Raw genomic sequence first — 15832 nt, forward strand, 5'->3', positions numbered from 1 at the left:
CAGTTCGGTGGGCGGGGAGGGGCGGGGCGGCTCAGGGCCGCGGGTCCTGCTGCGCGAAGCCTGCGGCGACGGCCCCGGGCGTCCAGCTCTCGTCGCTGCGCAGGCCCCAGTCGGGACGCACCGACCAGGGCAGCAGCTCGTCGACCGAGCCACCCTGGACGGCGAACACGCGGCCGGTCACGGTGGATCCGGCGGCCGCGAGGTGGGCGACCAGCGGCGCCGCGTTCGCGGGGTCGAAGACGTCGAGCTCGCCGGGGGCGACCGGCCGCGCCATGAGGGCGCCGATCTCGCCGGGGGTCGACTCGGTCATCCGGGTGCGCGCGCCGGGCGAGATCGCGTTCACCCGCACGCCGATGCGTGCCAGCTCGGCGGCGGCCACGAGCGTGAGGGCGGCGATGCCGGCCTTGGCCGCGGCGTACGCCGCCTGCCCGGGCAGCACGTGGGTGGTGCCGGACGCGGAGACGGTGTTGACGATCGAGCCCCGCACGTCCTCCCCCGCCTTGGCCCGGGGCCGCCAGTGGGCGACGGCCGCGCTGGTGACGAGGAAGTGGCCGCGCAGGTGGACGCCGAGCACGGCGTCCCAGTCGTCGTCGCCGAGGCGCGAGAGCGGGGCGTCGCGCAGGATGCCCGCGTTGTTGACCACGACGTCGAGCCGGCCCCAGGTCTCGACCGCGCGGGCGACGAGCGCGGCGGCGCCCGCCCGGGTCGCGACGTCGGAGCCGTCGGCGACCGCCTCGCCGCCGGCGGCCCGGATCTCCTCCACGACGGCGTGGGCGGGCGAGTCGTCACCGGCCTCGCCGTGCAGGCCTGCGCCGAGGTCGTTCACCACGACGCGGGCGCCCTCGCGGGCGAGCAGCAGCGCGTGCTCGCGGCCGAGTCCGCGGCCGGCGCCGGTCACCACGGCGGTGCGGTCGTCGAGCATGCCCATCGGGCCTCCTGAGGTCGGGTCCCCGAACACTACCAACCGTATGTTTGATTAGCAACGATCATCGTGGCGCCCGTCACATGTCGGCACGGGCCCGGAACGACGACGGTGGGCCCGCCGCACCGGGGTGCGCCGGACCCACCGAGAGGGACCGTCAGGGCGACGCCGCCGGCGTCGCCGGTCGACTCACGCGTACTGGATGAGCTTGGTCTCGAGGTACGGCGCGATCCCCTCGACGTTGCCCTCACGACCGAGGCCGGACTGCTTGAAGCCGCCGAACGGCTGCGTGACGCACATGCCCCACGAGTTCACCGAGATCTGGCCCGTGCGGACGCGCCGGGCGATCGACCTCGCGAGCTCCTCGTCGCTGGCGTAGACGGCGCCCGAGAGCCCGTACGGCGAGTCGTTGGCGATGTCGACGGCCTCGTCGATCGTGTCGAACGGGATGACGACGACGACCGGGCCGAAGATCTCCTCCTGCGCGATCCGCATCTTGTTGTCGACGTCGGCGAAGATCGTCGGCTGGACGTACCAGCCCTTGTCGAGGCCCTCGGGACGTCCGCCGCCGGTGACGAGACGGGCGCCCTCCTCCTTGCCGACGCGGATGTACTCCTCCACGCGGTCGCGCTGGCGCTCGGCGGCGAGCGGCCCGAGCACGGTGTCGTCCTCGGCGGGGTCGCCGACCTTGATGCCCTCGAACATCGGCACCATCGCGTCGAGCAACTCCTGCTGGCGGGCGCGGGGCACGACGATGCGCGTCAGCGCGGCGCAGACCTGGCCGGAGCTGATGATGCCGGCGAAGCCGAGGCTCGGCAGCACGTCGGCGATCGGGATGTCGTCGGCGATGATGCCGGCCGACTTGCCGCCGAGCTCGAGCGTGACGCGGGCGATGCGCTCGCCGCAGATGCTCATGATCTTCTTGCCTGCCGCCGTGCTGCCGGTGAAGGTGACCTTGTCGACTCCCGCGTGCTTGACGAGGTGCTCGCCGGTCTCGCGACCCGCGGGCAGCACCGAGATGACGCCCTCGGGCAGCCCGGCCGCCTCCAGCGCCTCGGCCAGCATGAGCGTGCTCATCGGGCCCTCGGGCGCCGGCTTCAGCACCACGGTGCAGCCGGCGGCCAGCGCCGGCGCGATCTTGAGCGACGCCGTGGCGACGGGGCCGTTCCACGGGATGATCGTGGCGACCACGCCGACGGGCTCGCGCACGACGACACCGTGGCCACCGTCCTCCCACGTGCGCTCCTCCTCGAAGGAGACCCGCTCGTGCAGGGTGGAGGCGTCGTCCCACATCTTCTTCGCGTTGTCGTGGAACGCCCGGCTGACCGCGAGCGGGGCACCGATCTCCGCGGAGAACGAGGCGGCCATCTCGTCGTACCGGGCCTGGACCTCGGCCCCGACGCGCACGAGGTACTCCGCGCGCTCGGCGGCCGACATCCGCGGCCACGGGCCCTCGTCGAAGGCCTTGCGCGCGGCGGCCACCGCCTTGTCGATGTCGGCCGGCTGGGCCTCGGGCACGCTGCCGAGGTGCTCCTCCGTGCTCGGGGAGACGATGTCGATGCGGGCGTCCGAGCTGGGCTCGACCCAGGCGCCGCCGATGAACAGCTTGTCGTGCCAGACCTTCGTGGAGTCGCTCATGGTGTCCGTGTCACTTCCTTGTGTCGTGGATTCCGTTGGGACCGTTCGGGTTGGGACGGGGGCGGTCAGGCCCTGACGCTGTAGCCCGCGTCGACGGGCAGCGACACGCCGGTGAGGTAGCGGGCGGAGGGCGAGCAGAGCCACAGGACGGCGTCGCTGATGTCGTCGGACTGCAGGATCGCCACGGGCAGCAGGTTCGAGCTCGCCGCGGAGGCCTCGGTCTGCGCCGCGTGCTTGCGGGCCAGCGACTCGTTCTCCACCATCGGCGTCGCGACGCCGGTCGGGTGGACCGTGTTGACCCGGATCGAGTCCGGCGCGTGGTGGTTGGCGAGGTTGCGGGCGAGGCCGACGAGCGCGTGCTTGGACGCGACGTAGGCGTCGCCGGCGGCGGACCCGCCCAGGTTGCCGCGCAGACCGGCCGTCGAGCTGACCAGCACGATCGCGCCACCCTCGCCGGCCGCCACCATCGAGGGCAGCGCTGCACGGCAGGTGTTCCACACCCCGGTGAGGTTCACGGAGATGACGTCGTGCCAGCGCTGCACGGGGTCGGGCTCGGTCGAGTCGAGCGGGGCGATGCCGGCGTTGGCCACGACGATGCCGACGGGGCCCAGCTCGGCCACCCCGGCCGCCACGGCGGCCTCGAGGGCGGGCAGGTCGCGCACGTCGAGGACCTCGGCGTACGCGCGTCGGCCCTCCTTCTCCACGAGCCGGACGGTCTCGTCGAGGTCGGCCCGGCTCGCGAGCGGGTAGGGCACGCTCTCGATCTGGGCGCAGATGTCGACGAGGATCACGTCGGCGCCCTCGCGGGCCAGGCGGACGGCGTGGTTGCGGCCCTGGCCGCGGGCCGCCCCGGTGATGAGGGCGACCTTGCCGGTGAACTGGTCCATGGAGGAACCTCCCGAGTTGGTGGTGCGGGTGCTGCGGAGGTGGTGCGGGCGCGGACCGGCCCGGAGGACCGGCCCGCGCGACGGCGTCAGCCCTGGCGGGCCACGCCGGAGTCGACCAGGCGGGCGACCCCTGCGGCGTCGAGACCGAGCACGTCGGTCAGCACCTCGGTGGTGTGCTCGCCGATGGCGGGCACCCCGTCGTACGTCGGGCCGTCGTAGGAGCCCAGGTGGAGCACCGGGCCCGGGGTGAGCACCCGACCCAGCGCCGTGCTGCCGGTGAGCTCGACGAGCGTGCGGTCGAGGAAGTGCGGGTCCTCGACGATGTCGCTCGCGTCGTTGACCTGCGAGCAGACCACCTCGAACTTGTCGAGGTCGGCGAGGATCTCGGCGCGCGGCCTCTCCCCCACCCAGGCCTTCACGATCTCCTGCAGCTCGTCGTTGTGCTGCATGCGCACCTCGTTGGTGGCGTAGCGCGGGTCGTCGATCATCTCGGCGCGGCCCATCGCGGCGAAGAGCCGCTTGGCGATGCCCTGGTTGGAGGCCGCGATCGAGAGCCACTTGCCGTCGGCCGCCTGGTAGACGCCGCGCGGCGACGCGGAGCCGGTGCCGTTGCCGACCCGGCCCTGCACGAAGCCCGTGCCGGTGTAGTTGATGATCATGTCGCCGATGATGAACATCAGCGGCTCGTAGAGCGCGATGTCGACGTGGTCGCCCTGACCCGTGCGGGCCTTGCGGTAGAGCGCCATGGCCGTGCCCATCGCCGCGGAGATCCCGGCGATCGAGTCGGCGAAGCCGAAGGGCGGCGACGTCGGCGGCATCTCGGGCCAGCCGTTGATGTAGGCGAACCCGCTGCCCGTCTCCGCGACCGTGCCGAAGCCCGGCTTCTTCGAGCTCGGCCCCGTCTGGCCGAAGCCGCTGACGCTGGTGAGCACGAGGCCCGGGTTCTCGGCGGCGAGCGCGTCGTACCCGATGCCCCACTCGGCCATCCGCCCCGGGCGGAACGACTCGATGACGACGTCGAACTTGCCGGCCAGCTGCCGCACGACGTCGCGGCCCTCCGTCGAGCGCAGGTCGAGCGCGACCGAGCGCTTCCCGGAGTTGATGCGCGCGAAGCCCATCGACTGGCCGTTCTTCATCGGCGTCCACTGGCGGGCGTAGTCGCCCGACGTCGGGTCCTCGACCTTGACGACCTCGGCCCCGAAGTCGCGGAGCATGCGCCCGCAGGTGGGGGCGGCGTACATGGAGCCGAGCTCCAGCACCCGCACGCCCGCGAGCGGTCCCTCGGTGCGCGTCATCTCAGAGCCTCCACTGGATGTGCTTGACCTCGAGGTACTCCTTCATGCCCCACTCACCGAGCTCGCGCCCGATGCCGGAGCGGCCGTAGCCACCGAAGGGGGCGTCGGGGCGCATGGCGCCGCCGCCGTTGATCCACACCGTGCCGGCGCGGACCTGCTCGGCGATGCGGCGGGCCTCGACGAGGTCGTCGCACCAGACGTTGGCGGCCAGCCCGTACGCCGTGTCGTTGGCGAGGCGGATGGCCTCCTCGGTGTCCTTGAACGGCACGATCACCGCGACGGGACCGAAGATCTCCTCCTGGACGGCGCGGGCCGAGTGCGGCAGGTCGCCCAGCAGCACCGGGTTCACGAACCAGCCCTTCTCGGGCAGCGGCGTCGTCACCTCGAGCAGCTTGGTGCCGCCCTCGGCGACGGAGCCGTCGATGAAGCCCTGGACGCGGGCCTGGTGGTCGGCACGGATCATCGGGCCGACGTTGGTCGCGCGGTCCCACGGGTCCCCGACGACCATCTGGTCGAAGGCGGAGGCACCGGCCTCGAGGAACTCGTCGTACTGGTCCTGGTGCACCAGCAGGCGGGCGAGCGCCGCGCAGCCCTGGCCGCCGTTGCGCGCCCAGCGCAGGTGCATCTCGACGGCGATCTTCTTCACGTCGACGTCGGCCGTCACGATGCTGGGCGACTTGCCGCCGAGCTCCAGCGTCACGCCCGCGAGGTTGTCGGCCGCCTGGGCCATGATCTTCGCGCCGACGCCGTCGGAGCCGGTGAAGGAGACGCGGTCGACGTCGCGGTGCGACGACAGCCGCACGCCGACCTCGGTGCCGCCGACGATGACGTTCATGACGCCCGCCGGCAGGCCGGCCTCCTGGATGAGCTCGCCGAGCAGCAGCGTGGTGAGCGGGGTGCGCGGCGACGGGAAGAGCACGACCGTGCAGCCGGCCGCCAGGGCCGCGCCGAACTTGAAGATCGCGAGGTTCAGCGGGTAGTTGTAGCCGGTGATCGCGGCGACCACGCCCACCGGCTGGTGCACGACGTCGCTCTCCGTCGGGTGCGGCTTGTCGTAGCCCCCGAGGTGCACGGTGCGGTCGACCTTCGCGGCCTCCGCGGCCCAGCGCAGGTGCTCGTCGACGGCCATCTTGACCTGGAGGTACTCGGCCAGCGAGACGGGCGTGCCGACCTCGTTGACGATCGAGGGCAGCAGCCGGTCGGCCGCCGCCTCCAGCACGTCGGCGAAGCGGTGGAGGTGGCGCGAGCGCTCCTCGCCCGACAGCGCCGCCCAGGCCGGGAAGGCCTTGCGGGCCGCGGCGACGGCGTCGTCGACCTGGGCCGGGGTGGCCCCGCCGACGGTGGCGATGACCTGCTCGGTGGCCGGGTTGTAGACGTCCCAGCGCTCCCCCTCCGGCTCGACCATGCGGTCGCCGATGAGGAGCGTGCGGGTGTCGGGCACCCAGTCCTGCGAGTACGTCGACTCGGTGGTGGCGGTCATCAGGCTGCTCCCTCGTTGCTGTCGGCCGGGCGTCGGGCCATGAGGCCCACCCGGGTCATCTCCACGACGACCTCGTCGCGCTGGTTGAGCCCGAGGTGCTCGAACCAGACGATCCCGGAGTCGTCACGGGTCTTGGACTCGCGCTTGTCGACGATGGTCGTCTCGGCGCGCAGGGTGTCCCCGTGGAAGACGGGGTGGGGGAACTTGATCTTGTCGTAGCCCAGGTTCCCCAGGGTCGTGCCCATCGTCAGCTCGGGCACGTGGAAGGCACCGATGAGCGCGACCGTGAACAGCGAGTTGAGCACCCGCTGGCCGTGGATCGTGCCCTTGCAGTACTCCTCGTCGAGGTGGATCGGCGCGAGGTTCATCGTCAGGGACGTGAACATGACGTTGTCCATCTCGGTGATCGTGCGGCGCAGCGCGTGCTTGTAGTGCGCGCCCACCTCGAACTCCTCGAACCACAGTCCCCGCATCGTCATGCCCGATCTCCTGTTGCCTCGTGTGCCTGGTCGGAGCGTGCTCCGGTGAAGCGGGCGGCCCGGTCGAGCCACTCCACTGCCTTGTCGTAGTGGGCCTTGTCGATGTGGAGGCCCCGGTAGCGCAGCGCGCCCTTGCCCTCGGCGGCCGCCGCCTCGTACGCCGCGACCATGCCCTCGTAGAAGGCGATGTCGTCGGCGGACGGCGTGAACGTCTCGTTGACGATCTCCACGTGCTTGGGGTGGATCGCGATCATGCCGCGGAAGCCCAGCTGCCGGCCGCGCAGCGCGAACTGGGCGAGGCCCTCGAGGTTCTCGAGGTCCTCCCACAGCCCGGTGATGGCGTGGATGCCGGCCTCGCGGCAGGCAAGCAGCACGCGGCTGCGCAGGTAGAGGGTCTCGAGACCCTCCGGCGTCCACTCGTAGCCGACCGCGCGGGCGATGTCGGCGTGCTCCGCGCTCGGGCCGATCATCGCGCCGACGCGGGGCGAGGCGAGGGCCACCTCGCGGCAGTTCTGGATCGCCTGCACGGTCTCGACCGGCACGATGTACTCCAGACCCGTGACGCCGTTGCGCGACTCGAAGTGGTCGAGCAGCGCGTCGTACTGCAGCACGTCGGTGGCCTTCTCGATCTTCGGCGCGAAGACGCCGTCGAGACCGGGTACGACGACCGCCTCGAGGTCGGCGCCCGTCAGCCGGGTCGCGAGCGGGTTGACCCGCACGAGCAGCCCGACGTCCGGGTTCGTCGCCCGGATGCGGGTGATCGACTCCGAGACCACGGCGCGGGCGGCGACCTTCTCGTCGGCGGGCACCGAGTCCTCGAGGTCGAGCACGACGCAGTCGGCGCCCGACGCGACGGCCTTGTCCGCCCAGGCCGGCCGGTGGCCCGGGACGAACAGGATGGAACGGTAGGGCTTCATCGCTCGCGTGCCTCTCAGTAGCTGCGCGGGAGGCCGAGGACGTGCTCGGCCACGTAGTTGAGCACCATCTCCTGGCTGATCGGCGCGATCCGCATGAGGCGTGCCTCCCGGAAGTAGCGCTCGACGTGGTACTCCTTGCTGTAGCCCATGCCCCCGTGCACCTGCAGGGCGACGTCGGCCGAGTAGTAGCCGGCCTCGGCGCACAGCCACTTGGCGTAGTTGGCCTCGGCACCGCACGGCAGCTGCTGGTCCACCATCCACGCGGCCTTCTGCAGCACGGCGTCGGCGGCCTCGATGCGGATCTTCGCCTCGGCCAGCTGGAACGACAGGCCCTGGTTCTGGCCGATCGGGCGGCCGAAGACGACGCGCTCCTTGGCGTAGCGCGCGCCGCGGCGCAGCGCGGCCTCGCCGATGCCCAGCATGGCGTTGGCGGCGATGACCCGCTCGGCGTTGAGGCCGGTGAGGATCACCTTGAAGCCCTTGCCGACCTCGCCCACGACGTCCTCGTCGGCGACGAAGAGGTCGTCGATGAAGAGCTCGTTGCTGTCGACGGAGTTGCGGCCCATCTTGGGGATGCGGCGGATCGTGACCTTGGAGCGGTCCATCTCGGCGAAGAACACCGTGAGGCCGTCGGTCTTCTTGACGCAGTCCTCCTTCGGCGTCGTCCGGGCGAGCAGGATCATGCGCTCGGCCTGGTTCGCGTTGGAGATCCACACCTTCTTGCCCGACACGAGCCAGCCGCCGTCCACCTTCCGCGCGAAGGTGCGGAGGTTGGTGGTGTCGGTGCCCGAGTCGGGCTCGGTCACGGCGAACGAGATCTGCAGGTCGCCCTGCGGCACGCGCGGCAGGAAGCGCTTCTTCAGGTCCTCGCTGGCGTGGTGGACGATCGACTCGAAGCCGAAGATGCCGATGTGCACCGACGAGCAGCCGCCCATGCCGGCGCCGGAGGCCGCGATCTCGCGCTCCACGATGGCGGCCTCGGTGACGCCGAGCCCACCCCCGCCGTACTCCTCGGGGATCGTCAGGCCGAGCCAGCCACCCTCGGCGACGGCGTTGTAGAAGTCCCACGGGAACTCGTGCTTCTCGTCCCGCTCCGCCCAGTACTCGTCGGGGAACTTCTCGCAGATCGAGCGGACCGCCTTGCGGATGTCCTCGTGGACGGGATCGGTGGTGTAGTCCATGTGGGTCTCCTCGCCGCTCAGCCGGCGGTGCTGTCGTAGGTGTCCGGAGTGATGCCGTCCTGGCGCAGGGCTGCCTTGCGCACCTTCTCCGACGGGGTCTTCGGGAGGGCGTCGACGACGCGCACGTAGCGCGGGATCGCGAACCCGGGGATCTTGCCCTTGCACCACGCGAGGATCTCGGCGGCCTCGACGGGCTCGGAGGCGACGACCACGGCCAGCACCTCGTCCTCGCCGGCCTCCTGGTCGGCGGGCACGCCGATCACGGCGCACTCGACGACGGCCGGGTGGCCCAGCACCGCCTGCTCGACCTCGTAGGAGCTGATGTTCTCGCCCCGGCGGCGCAGGGCGTCCTTGTAGCGGTCGATGAAGTAGTACCAGCCGTTCTCGTCGCGCTTGAGCGCGTCACCGGTGTGGAACCACAGGTTGCGCCACGCCTCGAGCGTCTTCTCCGGCATGTTGTAGTAGCCGTTGCTGCAGGTCCACGGCTGCACGGGGCGCACGACGAGCTCCCCGACCTCGCCGACCGCGACCTCGCGGTCGGTCTCGGGGTCGACGAGACGGATGTCGAACCACTCCTTGTTCTGCAGCCCGGCCGCGCCCGCGGGGCGCTCGACGCCGTACGGCGACATGATCGGCGCGCAGGTCTCCGTGAGGCCGAACGCGTCGACGAGGGCCTCGATGCCGTAGCGCTCCTTGAAGGCGTCGGCGATCGTGCTGGCGGTGGGGGCCGCGTAGACGGCCCGGAGAACGTTGTCGGTGTCGTTCTCGCGCGGCGCCTGCTTCCAGGCGAAGTCCATCATCACGCCGACGAGGTTGGTCACCGTGACACCGGAGTCGCGCACGTGGTCGATCCAGCGGCTCGCGCTGAACTTCGACCGCACGACGGCCCGACCGCCCGCCACGATGACCGGGTAGACGGCCATGAACGTGGCGTTGCCGTGGAACAGCGGCGTGGTGGTGAGGTAGGTGTCAGCGGGCGTGAGCCGGGTGAGGCTCACGACGATCTGCGCGAAGAAGTAGAGCTGCGAGTGCGGCATCGCGACGCCCTTGGAGGGGCCGGTGGTGCCGGACGTGTAGAAGATCGCGCCCAGGTCCTGCGGGCGGGCCTTCGGCAGCACCGTCTTGGGGGTGGCCTCGAGCTCCTCCCACGGGGCGGCCTGCCAGCCGTTGTCGCGCAGCAGGTCGAGGACCTTGTCGAGGATGCCCGCGCCGGTGTCGATGACCCAGAACTTCTCGATGCCGCGTGCGTGCTCGGCGACGCCGACCCAGCGCTCGGCGAGCACGTCGTCGACGACCGCGAACCGGGCCTGCGCGACCTCGAGCTGGTGGCGGAGGAACTCGCCCTCGTAGTTCGTGTTGATCGGCACCTCGACGAGCGCGCCGAGGGCGGTGCCCCACCAGGTGCGCACGAAGCGCGACGAGTTGCCGGCCATGAGCACGACGCGGTCGCCCTGCCGGGCACCGGCGGCGTGGAAGCCGCTCGCGACGTGCTCGCAGGCGTCGACCGCCTCGGCGTACGTCCAGGTGGCGTCCTCCTCGGGGGTGTCGAGGCAGACGGCGTCGGGGCGCTCCGCGGCGTGGTGGCGCAGGACGTGGTCGAGGGTCCAGGTCTCCGGGTCGGAGAACGTCGGGACGAGGTCCTCGTAGTACTGGATCGCCATGCTCACGCCTGCCCGGGGACGGCGAAGGCGGCCTCGTCGATCGTGGTGCGCGCCTCGAGCTCGAGCATCGCGGGCACGACGTCCTTGCCCAGCCGGTTGATGGCGGCGATGGTCTCGTCGCCGTCCATCGTGGGCCACTGGGGGCGCAGGAGCAGCGGGTCGACCGGCAGCTTCTTGACGTAGTCGGTGAGCTGGGCGACGACGTCGTCCGGCGTGCCGATGACCGCGTGGCCGGAGACGGCCTTCGCGAACTCGTTCTCGAGGTCCTTGTCCTTCATGACGTCGAGACCCTTGTTGGCGTAGGTCAGGTAGCGGCCCTGGGCGACGCGGGCGAACTCGACGATCGCCTCCTCGCGGGTGTCGGCCACGAGGCAGTTGCGGCGCAGCGGCTGCGGCGTGAACTCCTTGCCCCGGGCGGCGAAGCCGTCGCGCACGATCGCGTGGCGCTCGGCGATCTCGTGCATGGGCGTCTCGGGCGGGCAGGCGTACGCGTCGCCGTACTTCGCGCAGCGCTCGACACCGGGGATGGCGTGGGCGCCGATCCAGATCGGCGGGTGCGGGTCCTGCACCGGGAAGAGGTGCGGGTGCACGTCCTCCAGGTCGAAGTACTTGCCGTGGTGGGTCACCGACTCCTCGGTCCACAGCCGCTTCATCAGCTGCAGCGACTCGTCGAAGCGGCCGGCGCGCTGCTTGTAGGGGATGCCGAGGTAGTCGAACTCCTCCGGGCGGTAGCCGAGGCCCGCGCCGAAGATGAGGCGGCCCTCGGTGACGACGTCGAGCGTCGCGATCTCCTCGGCGAGCATCACCGGGTGGTAGAGCGGGGCGATCATGATCTGGGTGACCAGCTTGACGTGCGGGTCGACCTCGGCCGCGAGCCGGGCCAGCAGGGGCACGGGCTGCAGCCAGCGCAGCTCGCCGTACAGGAAGTGCTGGCCGATCGCGATGTAGGTGAACCCGTTCTCCTGCGCGGCCTCGACGATGCGGAGCACGTCCTTGAACTGCTGGGCGGGCGTCACCGACTTGGGGACGTCGCTGAGAAGCAGACCTACCTGGACCATGAGTGCCTCTTTCTGGTGATCGTGGAGCGGAGCGTTGCGGGGCCGTCCCGAGTGGTCGGGCGGCGGGGCGTACGTCGGTCAGGTGGGCGCCGTGGCCGGGAGGCCACCGCCCGCCCAGCCGCCGTCGACCGGGAGCACGACGCCGGAGATGTAGCCGGCGCGCGGCGAGATCAGGAAGGCGACCGCCTCGCCGATGTCGGCGGGATCGCCGACGCGACCGAGCGGGATGCGCTCGAGGTAGGCGTCGGTGGAGGCGCGGCCGCTCGCGATCATGGCCTGCTGCATCTCGGTGGTGATGGTGCCGGGCGCGACCGCGTTCACGCGGATGCCGGCCGGGCCCCACTCCATCGCCAGGGAGCGCACGAGGCCGTCGACGCCGGCCTTCGAGGCGCAGTACGACGCCCGCGCCGCGAAGCCCTGGGAGGCGGTGATCGAGCTGAGCATCACCATGCTGCCGCCGGCCGACAGGTGCGGCCGGGCGGCCTGGGCGCCGACGAAGACGCCGCGCAGGTTGACGCCGAGCACCTTGTCCCAGTCGGCCAGGTCGTAGCCGATCGTCTCGCCCGGGGCGGCGACGCCGGCGTTGAAGACGGCGGCCCGCAGACCCCCGCCGAGCTCGGCGGCCAGGCGGCACGCCCGCTCGACGACGTCGGCGTCGCACACGTCGCCGACGACGGCCGCGTGGCCCTCGCCCAGCTCGGTCGCGACGTCCTGGGCCACCGACGAGAGGTCGACGACCACGACGTTCAGGCCCTGGGCGGCGAGCACCTGCGCGATGCCCCGGCCGAGCCCGCGGGCGCCACCGGTGACGACGACACCCGTGCCCGTCGTGCCGGATCCGATCCGGTCGACCGCCTCCGCAACCGCGGTGTCCATGACGCCTCCTGCCGCTCGTGGCCTGCCCCGCGCGACGCTCGCCAGCGCGGTGTGATGACGCTAACATCGGGAAGCAGTTCCTGACAATGATGCGCCTAAATGCTCCTGAAAGGCAGAACCGTGGACCTCGACCGCGCCACCAGCACCCGGCTCGCCGGCTCCCCCGACGAGCTCGCGCTCGCGCTGCGCACGCTCGCCGACAAGGACGCCGTGCGCGCCCTGGGCGCCCTCTACTCGATCGCGGTCGACGACCACGACCTCGCGACCGTCGTGCGCTGCTTCGCCCCCGACGGCACCTTCACGCGGGCGGGCACGACGTACGCCGGCCACGACGTGCTGCGGGACTTCTACGCCGGGATGATGGATCGCTACGTCACGACGCTGCACATCCCGAACTCGCACGTCATCGAGGTCGACACCGAGGCCGGCACCGCGACCGGGCTGCTCACCGGCCAGGCCGAGCTGGCCCTCGACGGCCGCCTGCTGATGGCCACCTACCGCTACACCGACGCCTACGTGCGCCTCGACGACCGCTGGGTGTTCGCGGCCCGCGAGCTGAGCTTCATGTACAACGTGCCGGTCGAGCAGATGCCGACGAGCTTCGCCGGCAGCGACCGGGTACGGCTGCCCGGCGCGCCGTACGCCGAGGCCGACTACCCCGAGACCCTGCCGACCTGGACGACCTACCGCGACTGACGCCGGCCCCCGCCGTACGCCCCGTGCGGCCGGCACCCCCGCCGTACGCCCCGTGCAACGCGGTGTCCGGGCTGCTGCACACGTGTTCTACCGCGTGTGCAGTGGCTCGGACACCGCGTTACCCGGGACCGGGGCACCACGAGACGTCGTGGCGGGGCGGACCCCTCAGAACGGCAGGTCGAGCGCGAGGTGCCGGCTGCTGAGGAGCCAGGCGCCGTCGACGCGCACGAGCTCGTCGAGGTAGCGGCCGGTGGTGAGCACCTCGAGCTTCCCGTCGGCCACGGCCGCCAGGGTCAGGTAGGAGCGCGCCCGGGCGGTCTCGCCGTCGACGTGGTCGAGCGTGAACGTCGACGCGAGGTGTCGGCGCTGGTCGGTCTGGCCGCCCAACGTGGCGGCCATCATCGCCACGATGGCCTCACGTCCCTCGAAGGGGCCGATGAGGTCGCCGTCGGCGATGCGGAACGACATCGTGCCGTCCACGGCGAAGGCCTCCCCCACGGCGGCAGCGTCGCGGTCGTCGTACGCGTGGGCGTAGGCGTTGAGGACGTCCTCGATCTCGCCCCGGTGGGCGGCGCGGTCCGACACCGTGGTCACCGACCCACGTGCGTGTAGGTGCCGGTGGCCGCCGCGACGTCCTGGATGCGCTCCACGCGGATCTTCTTGTGGGCCAGCTTCAGCTCGCCGTCGACCTCGCGGTGGACGTCGTCGTACACCCCCGTGATGATGCGGGTGCGCTCGTCCTCGAAGAAGGTCGCCTGGAAGTAGGCGTGCGTCACGACGTCGTCGCCGACGCGCTCGGCCAGCACGTTCGTGACGACGTGCTTGCACACGGGGATCTGCAGCGCGTTGTGGCCGCGGTAGACGTCGAGGAACTTCTCGACGCCGTCCTCGGTCGGGTGGTCGCCGCGCGTGATCTGCACGTCGTCGGTGACCATCGCGCGCAGGGTGTCGAGGTCGCCCTCGTCCACCGCCCGGGCGTAGACGTAGTAGGTGCGTGCGGCGCGGGCGCCGAGCTCGGCGTTCTCAGCGGTCAGTGCGGTGCTCATCTGGCGGTCTGTCCTCCGTCGACTGGGATGGTCACGCCGGTCACGAAACCGGCGTCGTCACTCGCGAGGAACGCGACGACCCCGGCGATCTCCGCCGGGCTCGCGGGCCTCTGCATGGGGATGAGGGAGATGAAGTTCTCCATCAGGTCGGCCATGTCGGCCCCGGGGTCGCGACCGAAGAAGGTCGGGAGCATGGGGGTGTCGACCGGGCCGGGGCAGATGACGTTGACGCGCACGCCGTCGGGTCCGCCGACGAGCGCGAGCGCGCGGGTGTACGCCGTGAGCGCGCCCTTCGTCATCGAGTAGAGCGGGCTGAACGGCGACCCGACGAGCGCCGCCGTCGAGGCCGTCATGGTGATGGAGCCGCGCTTGTCGGCCTTCTTGACGAGCTCGTAGCCGAGCGAGGCGACGTAGAACGCCGTCTTCACGTTCACCTCGATCGCGCGGTCGAAGTCCGCCTCGGCGACGTCGAGGCCGCCGGCGCCGGGCATGCCCACCTGGTTGTGCAGCACGTGCAGCTTGCCGTGGGCGGCGTCGATGCGGGCGTAGAAGGCACGCAGCGCGTCGTTGTCGGTCGCGTCGAGCGCGACCCCATCGGCGCTGCCGCCGGCGGCGGTGATCGCGGCCGCGACCTCGGTGGCGTGGGCCTCGGACAGGTCGGCCACGTAGACGTGGGCCCCCTCCTCGGCGAGGCGCAGGGACGTGGCGCGCCCCATGCCGGAACCGCCCCCGACGACGGCCGCCACCCGGCCCTCGAGACGTCGCGTCATGCCTGGCCCTCGTCCGCGCCGGCCAGCCGCGAGGCGGGCGTGCGCGCGGTGATCGCCGAGTAGAAGCCGACGACGAAGCTCGTCGGGTCGAGCGTGTCGGAGACCTTCACCAGCGGTTCCCGGCCGGCCGCGGCCGCGTCGGCCCGCTCCTGGCGACCGAAGAGGAACTGCTGGTGCGCGCGCTCGAGGCGGTCGTCCTCCACCTCGTAGACGGCGAGGTAGCGGTACGGCGACGAGTCGGCCCCCGGGAGGGGTGCGAGCTCGAAGCGCTGGGCCGCCGCGAAGCCGTCGAGCTTCTCGATGGTGTCGACCATGTGCTCGTCGTACCAGCGGTTGAACTCGTCCTCCGCGTCCGTGCGGGCGTTGCTCAGCACGACCATGAGGTGCCGGGGCACCGCCGCCGCCTCAGCGACCGGGGTCGGCGTCGGCGGCCATGCCGCGTCCGTTGCCGGGGATCTTCCGCTGGTCGTGGCTGGTGGGCCTGCCCTCGGGCACGACCTCGAAGACCACCCGCTGCGGGCTGTCGAGCAGGGCGCGCCAGGAGTCGGGGTCGGCCGGCTGCAGGGCGTGGGTGAACTCGTGGAGGAACCAGTCCTTCACCTCGGGGTCGCGGTGCACCTTCACGCGGCCCTTGAGCGAGATCATGCGACGACCCGGGAGGCCGCTGCCCTTGCTCGAGACGATGATGCTGACCCGCTCGTCGCGGTCGGCGCCCTTGACGTGGGCCCGCCCCTCGACGGCGGTGAGCCAGATGCTGCCCTTGCGGTGGATGAAGCTCATGATCACGCCGCGCGGCCAGCCCTCGGCGTCCGAGAAGATGAAGCTGCACTCCGTCTGGGCCTGCAGCAGCTCCTGCTGGTCCTCCTGGTCGAGGTGGGTGCCCTTCAGCTTCTCGAGGTTCTTCGTGCCGAGCTCGCTCATGCCGT

At 71.6% G+C, this 15832-nt stretch carries 17 protein-coding genes; 1 reads left to right on the plus strand and 16 read right to left on the minus strand.

Going from position 1 to position 15832, the window contains the following annotated elements; genetic code table 11:
- Window positions 1-31 precede the first annotated feature (31 nt).
- The 11 genes from K329_RS0106230 to K329_RS0106280 all read right to left on the minus strand — a co-directional run bounded on the left by K329_RS0106230 (window position 32) and on the right by K329_RS0106280 (window position 12394).
- Complete coding sequence (locus tag K329_RS0106230; RefSeq protein ID WP_028472367.1) at window positions 32-928, minus strand: SDR family NAD(P)-dependent oxidoreductase; 897 nt, start codon at window positions 926-928, stop codon at window positions 32-34.
- A gap of 183 nt (window positions 929-1111) precedes the next feature.
- The gene (locus K329_RS0106235; RefSeq protein ID WP_028472368.1) at window positions 1112-2560 is read right to left on the minus strand and encodes an aldehyde dehydrogenase; all 1449 of its coding nucleotides are present in this window, start codon (window positions 2558-2560) and stop codon (window positions 1112-1114) included.
- A 65-nt stretch (window positions 2561-2625) separates the two neighbouring features.
- The gene (locus K329_RS0106240; protein WP_028472369.1) at window positions 2626-3447 is read right to left on the minus strand and encodes a mycofactocin-coupled SDR family oxidoreductase; all 822 of its coding nucleotides are present in this window, start codon (window positions 3445-3447) and stop codon (window positions 2626-2628) included.
- Window positions 3448-3533: 86 nt separating this feature from the next.
- Window positions 3534-4742, minus strand: a complete 1209-nt coding sequence (locus K329_RS0106245; RefSeq protein ID WP_028472370.1) for a CaiB/BaiF CoA transferase family protein — start codon at window positions 4740-4742, stop codon at window positions 3534-3536.
- A 1-nt stretch (window position 4743) separates the two neighbouring features.
- Window positions 4744-6222 carry an aldehyde dehydrogenase family protein gene (locus K329_RS0106250; protein ID WP_028472371.1) on the minus strand — a complete coding sequence of 493 codons (1479 nt, stop codon included), beginning with the start codon at window positions 6220-6222 and terminating at the stop codon, window positions 4744-4746.
- Window positions 6222-6701, minus strand: a complete 480-nt coding sequence (locus K329_RS0106255) for a MaoC family dehydratase (RefSeq protein WP_211225730.1) — start codon at window positions 6699-6701, stop codon at window positions 6222-6224. The genes K329_RS0106250 and K329_RS0106255 overlap by 1 nt, the downstream gene beginning before the upstream one ends.
- A complete protein-coding gene (locus tag K329_RS25035; protein ID WP_052336422.1) occupies window positions 6698-7618 on the minus strand; it encodes an HpcH/HpaI aldolase/citrate lyase family protein in 921 nt (306 codons plus the stop codon). Before K329_RS25035 ends, K329_RS0106255 begins: the two co-directional genes overlap by 4 nt.
- 14 nt (window positions 7619-7632) lie before the next feature.
- Entirely contained in the window at window positions 7633-8799 is a 1167-nt protein-coding gene (locus K329_RS0106265; RefSeq protein ID WP_028472373.1) for an acyl-CoA dehydrogenase family protein, read from the minus strand.
- Window positions 8800-8816: 17 nt separating this feature from the next.
- Window positions 8817-10460: an AMP-binding protein gene (locus K329_RS0106270; protein WP_211225731.1), complete on the minus strand. Its 1644-nt coding sequence runs from the start codon at window positions 10458-10460 to the stop codon at window positions 8817-8819.
- A gap of 2 nt (window positions 10461-10462) precedes the next feature.
- A complete protein-coding gene (locus tag K329_RS0106275; RefSeq protein ID WP_028472375.1) occupies window positions 10463-11518 on the minus strand; it encodes an LLM class flavin-dependent oxidoreductase in 1056 nt (351 codons plus the stop codon).
- A gap of 78 nt (window positions 11519-11596) precedes the next feature.
- Window positions 11597-12394 (minus strand): SDR family NAD(P)-dependent oxidoreductase, encoded by a 798-nt coding sequence (locus K329_RS0106280; RefSeq protein WP_052336423.1) that lies wholly within the window; start codon window positions 12392-12394, stop codon window positions 11597-11599.
- Between the two features lie 120 nt (window positions 12395-12514).
- Here K329_RS0106280 and K329_RS0106285 point away from each other — a divergent pair, with 120 nt between their 5' ends.
- The gene (locus K329_RS0106285; protein WP_028472377.1) at window positions 12515-13090 is read left to right on the plus strand and encodes a nuclear transport factor 2 family protein; all 576 of its coding nucleotides are present in this window, start codon (window positions 12515-12517) and stop codon (window positions 13088-13090) included.
- Window positions 13091-13255: 165 nt separating this feature from the next.
- Here the strand turns inward: K329_RS0106285 and K329_RS0106290 are convergent, their stop codons facing one another.
- The 5 genes from K329_RS0106290 to K329_RS0106310 are packed head-to-tail and all read right to left on the minus strand — an operon-like array spanning window position 13256 to window position 15827.
- A complete protein-coding gene (locus K329_RS0106290) occupies window positions 13256-13684 on the minus strand; it encodes a nuclear transport factor 2 family protein (RefSeq protein ID WP_084541014.1) in 429 nt (142 codons plus the stop codon).
- A complete protein-coding gene (locus tag K329_RS0106295) occupies window positions 13681-14136 on the minus strand; it encodes a nuclear transport factor 2 family protein (protein ID WP_028472379.1) in 456 nt (151 codons plus the stop codon). The genes K329_RS0106290 and K329_RS0106295 overlap by 4 nt, the downstream gene beginning before the upstream one ends.
- Window positions 14133-14906 (minus strand): SDR family NAD(P)-dependent oxidoreductase, encoded by a 774-nt coding sequence (locus tag K329_RS0106300; RefSeq protein WP_028472380.1) that lies wholly within the window; start codon window positions 14904-14906, stop codon window positions 14133-14135. Before K329_RS0106300 ends, K329_RS0106295 begins: the two co-directional genes overlap by 4 nt.
- Window positions 14903-15301: a DUF4286 family protein gene (locus tag K329_RS29390; protein ID WP_052336424.1), complete on the minus strand. Its 399-nt coding sequence runs from the start codon at window positions 15299-15301 to the stop codon at window positions 14903-14905. The genes K329_RS0106300 and K329_RS29390 overlap by 4 nt, the downstream gene beginning before the upstream one ends.
- 10 nt (window positions 15302-15311) lie before the next feature.
- A complete protein-coding gene (locus K329_RS0106310; protein ID WP_028472381.1) occupies window positions 15312-15827 on the minus strand; it encodes a pyridoxamine 5'-phosphate oxidase family protein in 516 nt (171 codons plus the stop codon).
- Between the last annotated feature and the right edge of the window lie 5 nt (window positions 15828-15832).

The sequence above is a fragment of the Nocardioides alkalitolerans DSM 16699 genome, assembly GCF_000426525.1.
In the GTDB taxonomy this organism is placed as follows: domain Bacteria; phylum Actinomycetota; class Actinomycetes; order Propionibacteriales; family Nocardioidaceae; genus Nocardioides; species Nocardioides alkalitolerans.

Bases quoted from the DNA above. Each gene is read 5' to 3' on its own strand.
- K329_RS0106230 (WP_028472367.1), bottom strand. From the start codon at position 928: ATGGGCATGCTCGACGACCGCACCGCCGTGGTGACCGGCGCCGGCCGC.
- K329_RS0106235 (WP_028472368.1), bottom strand. From the start codon at position 2,560: ATGAGCGACTCCACGAAGGTCTGGCACGACAAGCTGTTCATCGGCGGC.
- K329_RS0106240 (WP_028472369.1), bottom strand. From the start codon at position 3,447: ATGGACCAGTTCACCGGCAAGGTCGCCCTCATCACCGGGGCGGCCCGC.
- K329_RS0106245 (WP_028472370.1), bottom strand. From the start codon at position 4,742: ATGACGCGCACCGAGGGACCGCTCGCGGGCGTGCGGGTGCTGGAGCTC.
- K329_RS0106250 (WP_028472371.1), bottom strand. From the start codon at position 6,222: ATGACCGCCACCACCGAGTCGACGTACTCGCAGGACTGGGTGCCCGAC.
- K329_RS0106255 (WP_211225730.1), bottom strand. From the start codon at position 6,701: ATGACGATGCGGGGACTGTGGTTCGAGGAGTTCGAGGTGGGCGCGCAC.
- K329_RS25035 (WP_052336422.1), bottom strand. From the start codon at position 7,618: ATGAAGCCCTACCGTTCCATCCTGTTCGTCCCGGGCCACCGGCCGGCC.
- K329_RS0106265 (WP_028472373.1), bottom strand. From the start codon at position 8,799: ATGGACTACACCACCGATCCCGTCCACGAGGACATCCGCAAGGCGGTC.
- K329_RS0106270 (WP_211225731.1), bottom strand. From the start codon at position 10,460: ATGGCGATCCAGTACTACGAGGACCTCGTCCCGACGTTCTCCGACCCG.
- K329_RS0106275 (WP_028472375.1), bottom strand. From the start codon at position 11,518: ATGGTCCAGGTAGGTCTGCTTCTCAGCGACGTCCCCAAGTCGGTGACG.
- K329_RS0106280 (WP_052336423.1), bottom strand. From the start codon at position 12,394: ATGGACACCGCGGTTGCGGAGGCGGTCGACCGGATCGGATCCGGCACG.
- K329_RS0106295 (WP_028472379.1), bottom strand. From the start codon at position 14,136: ATGAGCACCGCACTGACCGCTGAGAACGCCGAGCTCGGCGCCCGCGCC.
- K329_RS0106300 (WP_028472380.1), bottom strand. From the start codon at position 14,906: ATGACGCGACGTCTCGAGGGCCGGGTGGCGGCCGTCGTCGGGGGCGGT.
- K329_RS0106310 (WP_028472381.1), bottom strand. From the start codon at position 15,827: ATGAGCGAGCTCGGCACGAAGAACCTCGAGAAGCTGAAGGGCACCCAC.